Here is an 8,637-nt window from a genome sequence, read left to right on the forward strand (position 1 = left end):
CCCGAAAAGCTCGGCTCACGACCCCCGAAAGGCCCACCCCTTGAGCACCGAAGCGTACGTGTACGACGCGATCCGCACCCCCCGCGGTCGCGGCAAGGCCACCGGCGCGCTGCACGGCACGAAACCGATCGACCTGGTCACCGGCCTCCTGCACGCCCTCCAGGAGCGCCTGCCGAGCCTCGACCCGGCGGCGATCGACGACATCGTGCTCGGCGTCGTCGGCCCGCACGGCGACCAGGGCTCCGACATCGCGCGGATCGCGGCGATCGCGGCGGGCCTGCCGGACACGGTCGCGGGCGTGCAGGAGAACCGCTTCTGCGCCTCGGGCCTGGAGGCCGTCAACTCGGCGGCGGCGAAGGTCCGTTCCGGCTGGGAGGACCTCGTCCTCGCGGGCGGCGTCGAGTCGATGTCGCGGGTGCCGATGGGCTCCGACGGCGGCGCCTGGTTCAACGACCCGATGACGAACCTGGCCGTCAACTTCGTGCCGCAGGGCATCGGCGCCGACCTGATCGCCACCATCGAGGGCTTCACCCGGCGCGACGTCGACGAGTACGCGGCCCTCTCGCAGGAGCGCGCGGCCACCGCCTGGAAGGAGGGCCGCTTCACGCGCGCGGTCGTCCCGGTGACCGACCGCGCGGGCCTGACGGTCCTCGACCGCGACGAGCACCCGCGCCCCGGCACCACCGCCGACTCCCTCGCCGCCCTCAAGCCGTCCTTCGCGGACATCGGCGAACTCGGCGGCTTCGACGCGGTCGCCCTCCAGAAGTACCACTGGGTCGAGAAGATCGACCACGTCCACCACGCGGGCAACTCCTCCGGCATCGTCGACGGCGCCGCCCTCGTCGCGATCGGCTCCCAGGAGGTCGGCGAGCGCTACGGCCTCACCCCGCGCGCGCGGATCGTCTCCGCCGCCGTCTCCGGCTCCGAACCGACCATCATGCTCACCGGCCCCGCGCCCGCCACGCGCAAGGCGCTCGCCAAGGCCGGGCTGAGCATCGGCGACATCGACCTCGTCGAGATCAACGAGGCGTTCGCGGCCGTCGTCCTGCGCTTCGCCAAGGACCTCGGCATCCCCCTGGACAAGATCAACGTCAACGGCGGCGCGATCGCGCTCGGCCACCCGCTGGGCGCGACCGGCGCGATGATCCTCGGCACGCTCGTCGACGAACTGGAGCGCCAGGACAAGCGCTACGGCCTCGCCACCCTGTGCGTGGGCGGCGGCATGGGCATCGCCACCATCGTCGAGCGACTCTGACCCCCCTCCCGACGGATCACCGAGAAGGCACCCTCCATGAACTCCACCACCATCCGCTGGGAGCAGGACCGCGAAGGCGTCGTCACCCTCGTCCTCGACGACCCGGACCAGTCCGCGAACACCATGAACGCCGCCTTCCGCGCCTCCCTCGCGGCGGTCACCGACCGCCTGGAGGCCGAGAAGGACACCATCAAGGGGATCATCGTCACCTCCGCGAAGAAGACGTTCTTCGCGGGCGGCGACCTGCGCGACCTGATCCGCGTCACCCCCGAGACAGCGCAGGAGCTGTTCGACGGCGGCCTGGAGATCAAGCGCAACCTGCGCCGCATCGAGACCCTCGGCAAGCCGGTCGTCGCCGCCATCAACGGCGCGGCCCTCGGCGGCGGCTACGAACTCGCCCTCGCCTGCCACCACCGCATCGCCCTCGACACGCCCGGCACCAAGATCGGCTGCCCCGAGGTCACCCTCGGCCTGCTCCCCGGAGGCGGCGGCGTCGTCCGCACCGTGCGCCTCCTGGGGATCGCCGACGCCCTCCTGAAGGTCCTCCTCCAGGGCACCCAGTACAGCGCCCCCAGAGCCCTCCAGAACGGCCTGATCGACGACGTGGCCGGCACCCGCGAGGAACTCCTCGCGAAGGCCCGCGCGTTCATCGACGCCCACCCCGCCTCCCAGCAGCCCTGGGACAGGCCCGGCTACCGCATCCCCGGCGGCACCCCGGCCAACCCCAAGTTCGCCGCCAACCTGCCCGCCTTCCCCGCGACCCTGCGCAAGCAGACCGCGAACGCCCCCTACCCGGCGCCGCGCCGCATCCTCGCCGCCGCCGTCGAAGGCGCCCAGGTCGACTTCGAGACCGCGCAGGTCATCGAGGCCCGCTACTTCGTCGAACTCGCCGCCGGGCAGACCTCGAAGAACATGATCCAGGCGTTCTTCTTCGACCTCCAGGCCGTCAACTCCGGCGCCAGCCGCCCCCAGGGGACCGAACCCCGTCCGGTCCGCCGGGCGGCCGTCCTCGGCGCCGGGATGATGGGCGCGGGCATCGCCTACGCGTGCGCGCGTGCGGGCATCGACGTCGTCCTCAAGGACGTCACCGCCGAGGCCGCCCGCAAGGGCAAGGGCTACTCCGAGAAACTGTGCGCCAAGGCCGTCGCCAAGGGCCGTACGACCCAGGAGAAGGCCGACGCGCTGCTCGCCCGCATCACCCCCACCGCCGACCCCGCCGACCTCGCGGGCTGCGACGCCGTCATCGAGGCCGTCTTCGAGGACGCCTCCCTCAAGCACAAGGTGTTCCAGGAGATCCAGCACGTCGTCGCCCCCGACGCGCTGCTGTGCTCCAACACCTCCACGCTCCCCATCACCGCCCTCGCCGAAGGCGTCGAACGCCAGCAGGACTTCATCGGCCTGCACTTCTTCTCGCCCGTCGACAAGATGCCCCTCGTCGAGATCATCAAGGGCGAGCGGACGAACGACGAGACGCTCGCGCGCGCCTTCGACCTGGTCCGGCAGATCCGCAAGACGCCGATCGTCGTCAACGACTCGCGCGGGTTCTTCACCTCACGGGTGATCGGCCACTTCATCAACGAAGGCGTCGCGATGGTCGGCGAGGGCATCGAGCCCGCCTCCGTCGAGCAGGCCGCCGCGCAGGCGGGTTACCCCGCCAAGGTGCTCTCCCTGGTCGACGAGCTGACGCTCACCCTGCCCCGCAAGATCCGCAAGGAGTCCCGGCAGGCCGTCGAGGAGGCGGGCGGCACCTGGACCGCGCACCCCGCCGAGGCCGTCATCGACCGCATGGTCGACGACTTCGACCGTCCTGGGCGCGCGGGCGGGGCGGGCTTCTACGACTACGACGACAGCGGGCGGCGGACCGCCCTGTGGCCGGGCCTGCGCGAGCACTTCACGCGCGCGGGAGCCGAGATCCCCTTCCGCGACATGCAGGAACGCATGCTGTTCGCCGAGGCCCTCGACACCGTCCGCCTCCTGGAGGAGGGCGTCCTCACGTCCGTCGCCGACGCCAACATCGGCTCCCTCTTCGGCATCGGCTTCCCCGGCTGGACCGGCGGCGTCCTCCAGTACATCAACGGCTACGAGGGCGGTCTTGCCGGCTTCGTCACCCGCGCGCGCGAACTCGCCGACCGCTACGGCGCCCGCTTCACCCCGCCGGAGCTGCTCGTCGAGAAGGCGGAGAAGGGCGAGACCTTCACGGACGCGTGACAGCGCGTACACCGCCGGCCCACCTCTGCCCCCTGCCCCTGTGACAAGTCCCGCTTTGTGACCTCGGCCACCGCGCGCGGGACGACGTTCAGGACAAGCTGGGCCCCTGGCCTGTGCCTTCCATCCGAGGGCACAGGCCGACGCACGTCCGGACACCCGCGCGCGACCCGCGCGGGCGCACCAGAGAGTGGACCACCCGTGAGCAAGGACGCCGTGCAGACGGCCGCGGCCGAAGCCGTACCCCACGCCCCCGCGGACGCGGGCGACGCCGGTTACAGCAAGGGCCTCAAGCACCGCCACGTCAACATGATCGCGATCGGCGGGGCCATCGGCACCGGCCTCTTCCTCGGCGCGGGAGGACGCCTCGACAACGCCGGACCCGCGCTCGCGCTCGCGTACCTGGTCTGCGGCGTCTTCGCGTTCTTCGTCGTCCGCGCGCTCGGCGAACTGGTCCTGTACCGGCCGTCCTCCGGGTCCTTCGTGTCGTACGCGCGCGAGTTCCTCGGCGAGAAGGGCGCGTACGTCGCCGGCTGGATGTACTTCCTCAACTGGTCGACCACCGGCATCGCCGACATCACCGCGATCGCCCTCTACACGCACTACTGGAGCGCGTTCACGAGCGTCCCCCAGTGGGTGCTCGCGCTGATCGCCCTCGCGGTCGTCCTCGCCATCAACCTCATCTCCGTGAAGATCTTCGGCGAGATGGAGTTCTGGTTCGCGATCGTCAAGGTCGCCACCCTCGTCGCGTTCATGGGCATCGGCATCTTCCTGCTGGCCACGCAGCACAAGGTCGGCGGCGAGACCCCCGGACTGCACGTCGTCACCGACAACGGCGGCGTCTTCCCGCACGGCCTCATGCCCGTCGTCCTCGTCATGCAGGGCGTCATCTTCGCGTACGCCGCGCTGGAGCTGGTCGGCGTCGCCGCGGGCGAGACCGCCGAGCCGGAGAAGGTCGTCCCGCGCGCGGTGAACTCGATCATGTGGCGCGTGGGCGTGTTCTACGTCGGCTCGGTCGTCCTGCTCGCCCTCCTGCTGCCGGGGTCCGTCTACTCGGCGGACGAGAGCCCCTTCGTGACGGTCCTCTCCAGGATCGGCGTCTCCGGCGCGGGCGACGTCATGAACCTCGTCGTCCTCACGGCGGCCATGTCCTCCCTCAACTCCGGCCTCTACTCCACGGGCCGCATCCTGCGCTCCATGGCGATGTCCGGCTCGGCCCCGAAGTTCACCGCCCGCATGAACCGCAGCCAGGTCCCCTACGGCGGCATCCTGCTGACCTGCGCGGTCTGCGTCCTCGGCGTCGGCCTCAACTTCCTGGTCCCCAGCCAGGCCTTCGAGATCGTCCTCAACGTCGCGTCCCTCGGCATCATCAGCACCTGGATCATCATCATGATCTGCCACATGATCTTCGTCCGCCGCGCGAAGGACGGCCTGGTGGAGCGCCCGTCCTTCCGCCTCCCCGGCAGCCCCGTCACCGAGATCGCCACGATCGCCTTCCTCCTCGTCTGCCTCGGCATGATGTGGAACGACGAGGAGGTCGGCCGCAAGACCCTCCTCCTCCTGCCGGTCATCGCCGCCGCGCTGGTCGCCGGCTGGTACGCCCTGCGCCGCAACACCGCCAAGGAACTGTCCGACCTGACGAAATAGCAGGTCAGCCCGATTGTCAGTGGCGTCGCCTACGGTGGTCCCATGCCGGAGATCACGTACACGAGGGGTGACGCCACAACACCATCGGTGAAGGGCGTCAAGGTGATCGCCCACGTCTGCAACGACAGCGGGGGATGGGTAAAGGGCTTCGTCCTGGCCCTCTCCCGCCGCTGGCCGCAGCCGGAGGCGTCGTACCGGGCCTGGCACAGGAACCGCGCCAAGAACGACTTCGGGCTGGGCGCGGTCCAGCTGGTCCAGGTGGAGCGGTACGTGTGGGTCGCGAACATGATCGGCCAGCGGGGGACCAGGACCGGCAGCAAAGGGGTGCCGGTCCGGTACGAGGCGATCGACGCGGCCCTGGAGCGGCTGGCGGTGCCCGTCCGTGACCTCGGGGCGTCCGTGCACATGCCGCGCATAGGCTGCGGGCTGGCAGGAGGCACGTGGCCCCGCGTGGAGCCGCTGATAGCGGAGCGGCTGGTGCGTGAGGGGATCGCGGTGACGGTGTACGACCAGGGGGAGGGCCTGAGGTGAGCGGCAAGGGCAGTGGCAAGGACATCGACGTACTCGTTCTCGGTGGAGCCGGTGTCGACACGGTCATTCCCGTGCCCGAGCTGCCCCTGCCGTATGCCGACAGTCATATGGTCGACGGCATTCACGCGCGGGCCGGGCAGACCGGGGACTTCGTGGCGCTGGGGCTCACCGCGCTCGGCATGGCCGTGCACCACCTCGACTTCCTCGGGGACGACCCGGAAGGCGAGTTGGTGCGGGAATTTCACCGGGAGCACGGCATCGCGCTGACCGCCCTGCCGCAGGCGGCCGGGACCAAGCGGGCCACGAACCTGGTCTCGCCGGACGGGCGCAGGCTGTCGCTGTACGACACGAGCCGCACCCGCTTCGACGACCGGTTCCCCGAGGACGCCCTGCGGGAACTCGCCGCCCGCAGCAGGCACGTACACGTCTCGCTCACCCAGCCCTGCGCCGACGCCCTCCCGGCCCTGCGCGAGACCGGCGCCCCCCTCTCGACGGACCTGCACGACTGGGACGGCGACAACCCGTACCACGAACCGTTCGCCCTCACCGCGGACCTCGTGTTCCTGTCGGCGGCGGCCCTCACGGACGTGGAAGCGACCATGCGCCGCATCGCGAGGGACGGCCGCGCGAGGACGGTCGTGGTGACGGCCGGCGAGAAGGGCGCGTACCTCCTCACGGACGGCGCCCTGACCCACGTACCGGCATCCGTCCCGCCCGCCCCGGTCGTCGACTCCAACGGCGCCGGCGACGCCTTCGCGGCGGGCTTCCTCTACGGCACCCTGACCGGCGCGACCCCGCAGGAGAGCGCGCAGTACGGCGCCCGCGCGGGGGCGTACGCGTGCACGGTCCCTGCCACCCGCGCCGCCGCCCTGACGAGGGCCGAGCTGTGATCCGAGAACTTCATAAACGCCCACTACTGCACAGGAGTTCACCCCTGTACCGTCCCGCGCATGCCTGTACACAAGCGCTTCACGACCTGGAGACCCCTCGCGGCCACCACCCTCACCGTCCTGGCGGCCTCCCTCCTCACCCCCACCGCGGCACAGGCGGGTTCACGGGAGAGCCTGCCGCTCTACTCGTACGACACGGCGATACGCCAGTCCGTATGGGTGGACACGGGCCTGGACGGGGACGGCGACGGCAAGAAGGACCGCGTCGCCGTCGACATAGTCCGCCCCCGCGAACCGGCCCAGCAGGGCCATAAGGTGCCGGTGATCATGGACGCCAGCCCCTACTACTCCTGCTGCGGCCGGGGCAACGAGAGCCAGTTGAAGACGTACGACGCGAACGGCAACGTCGTACAGATGCCGCTCTTCTACGACAACTACTTCGTCCCCCGTGGCTACGCGTTCGTCGGCGTCGACCTCGCCGGCACCAACCGCTCCGACGGCTGCGTGGACATCGGCGGCCCCTCGGACATCGGCTCCGCGAAGGCGGTCGTCGACTGGCTGAACGGCCGGGCGACCGCGTACACGACCCGCACCGGCAGCACGACCGCGAAGGCCGACTGGACCAACGGCCGCACCGGCATGATCGGCAAGAGCTGGGACGGCACGATAGCCAACGGCGTCGCCGCGACCGGCGTCAAGGGCCTCAAGACCGTCGTGCCGATCAGCGCGATCTCCTCCTGGTACGACTACTACTTCCAGCAGGGTGCCCCGCTGTACGACGGCGGCCCCGACGAACTCGCCGACGCCGTCGACAGCCCGGACGCCCGCACCAAGTGCGCCGCCGTGCAGCAGCAACTCAAGAACGGCGCGCCCCGCACCGGCGACTGGACCCCCCTGTGGACCGGCCGCGACTACGTCAAGGACGCGGGCAAGGTGAAGGCCAGCGTCTTCGCCGTGCACGGCATGCAGGACCTCAACGTCCGCACGAACCACCTCGGCCAGTGGTGGAACGCCCTCGCGAAGAACGGCGTCAAGCGCAAGATCTGGCTCTCCCAGACGGGTCACGTCGACCCCTTCGACTTCCGGCGCGGCGCCTGGGTCGACACGCTGCACCGCTGGTTCGACCACGAACTCCTCGGCTACGACAACGGCATCGACCGCGAGCCGATGGCCGACGTCGAGCGCCACCCCGACCAGTGGGAGACGTCCCGCGCCTGGCCCCCGTCCGGCACTCAGGCGACGACCCTGCGCCCCGCGACCGGCACACAGCCCGGCGTAGGCGTCCTCGGCCTGCGCAAGGGCACCGGCACCGAGACGTTCACCGACAACCCCGCGCTGGACGAGACCGACTGGTCCGCGAAGATCGACACGGCGACACCGGAGAAGGCCGGGTTCACCACCGGCCCGCTCACCCGTGACCTGCGCCTCGCCGGCGCCCCGACGGTCACCGTCACCGCGACGCCCACGACGCCGACGGCCCACCTCTCCGCCGTCCTCGTCGACCTCGGCCCCGACACGATCCGCGACTACGCGGCCTCCGGTGAGGGCATCACGACCCTCACGAACCGCACCTGCTGGGGCGCGAGCACGGCCGGCGACAGCGCCTGCTTCAAGGAGACGGCGGCGCGGACCAAGGCCGTCGACTACACGGTCGTCAGCCGCGGCTGGGCGGACCTCGGCACGTACGCCGACCCCGGCCACGGCGTCCCGCTCACCCCGGGCAAGCGCTACACCCTCACGATCGCCCTCGCCGCGACCGACCACGTCGTCCCGGCGGGCCACCGCCTCGCCCTGATCGTCGCGGGCACGGACAAGAACCTCATCGAACCCCCGGCCGACAAGCCGACGCTGACCCTCGACCTCGCCCGCACCTCGGCGAACGTCCCCCTCGTGGGCGGCGCCCCGGCCTTCGCCCGCGCGACGGCGGGCACGGCCGCGACGCCGCCGAGGACAGCCGGCCCGCTGGAGGGCGTCGGCCCCAACGCGGAGGCGCGGCGCATGCCGTAAGCACGAGGGACACCGGAACGCCGGGGACACCGCTACGCACGGCGTCCGGCACTCTGATGACAACCGGCGCCGCAGGACTCCCCTGCGGCGCCGGTTGTCATC

Annotated in this window: 6 protein-coding genes; all 6 read left to right on the forward strand. The window is 71.1% G+C overall.

The window, feature by feature from the left end; all coding sequences use genetic code 11:
• Positions 1–40 precede the first annotated feature (40 nt).
• A complete protein-coding gene (locus tag AOK24_RS28725; RefSeq protein WP_063799533.1) occupies positions 41–1,255 on the forward strand; it encodes an acetyl-CoA C-acetyltransferase in 1,215 nt (404 codons plus the stop codon).
• A gap of 36 nt (positions 1,256–1,291) precedes the next feature.
• Positions 1,292–3,463 (forward strand): 3-hydroxyacyl-CoA dehydrogenase NAD-binding domain-containing protein, encoded by a 2,172-nt coding sequence (locus AOK24_RS28730; RefSeq protein ID WP_055722959.1) that lies wholly within the window; start codon positions 1,292–1,294, stop codon positions 3,461–3,463.
• Positions 3,464–3,661: 198 nt separating this feature from the next.
• Positions 3,662–5,107, forward strand: a complete 1,446-nt coding sequence (locus AOK24_RS28735) for an amino acid permease (protein WP_055722960.1) — start codon at positions 3,662–3,664, stop codon at positions 5,105–5,107.
• A 42-nt stretch (positions 5,108–5,149) separates the two neighbouring features.
• Positions 5,150–5,638: a macro domain-containing protein gene (locus AOK24_RS28740; RefSeq protein ID WP_055722961.1), complete on the forward strand. Its 489-nt coding sequence runs from the start codon at positions 5,150–5,152 to the stop codon at positions 5,636–5,638.
• Entirely contained in the window at positions 5,635–6,528 is an 894-nt protein-coding gene (locus AOK24_RS28745) for an adenosine kinase (protein WP_055722962.1), read from the forward strand. Before AOK24_RS28740 ends, AOK24_RS28745 begins: the two co-directional genes overlap by 4 nt.
• 60 nt (positions 6,529–6,588) lie before the next feature.
• Complete coding sequence (locus tag AOK24_RS28750) at positions 6,589–8,535, forward strand: Xaa-Pro dipeptidyl-peptidase (RefSeq protein WP_055722963.1); 1,947 nt, start codon at positions 6,589–6,591, stop codon at positions 8,533–8,535.
• Positions 8,536–8,637: the final 102 nt, after the last annotated feature.

Source organism: Streptomyces niveiscabiei (genome assembly GCF_001419795.1).
GTDB classification, from domain to species: Bacteria; Actinomycetota; Actinomycetes; order Streptomycetales; family Streptomycetaceae; genus Streptomyces; species Streptomyces niveiscabiei.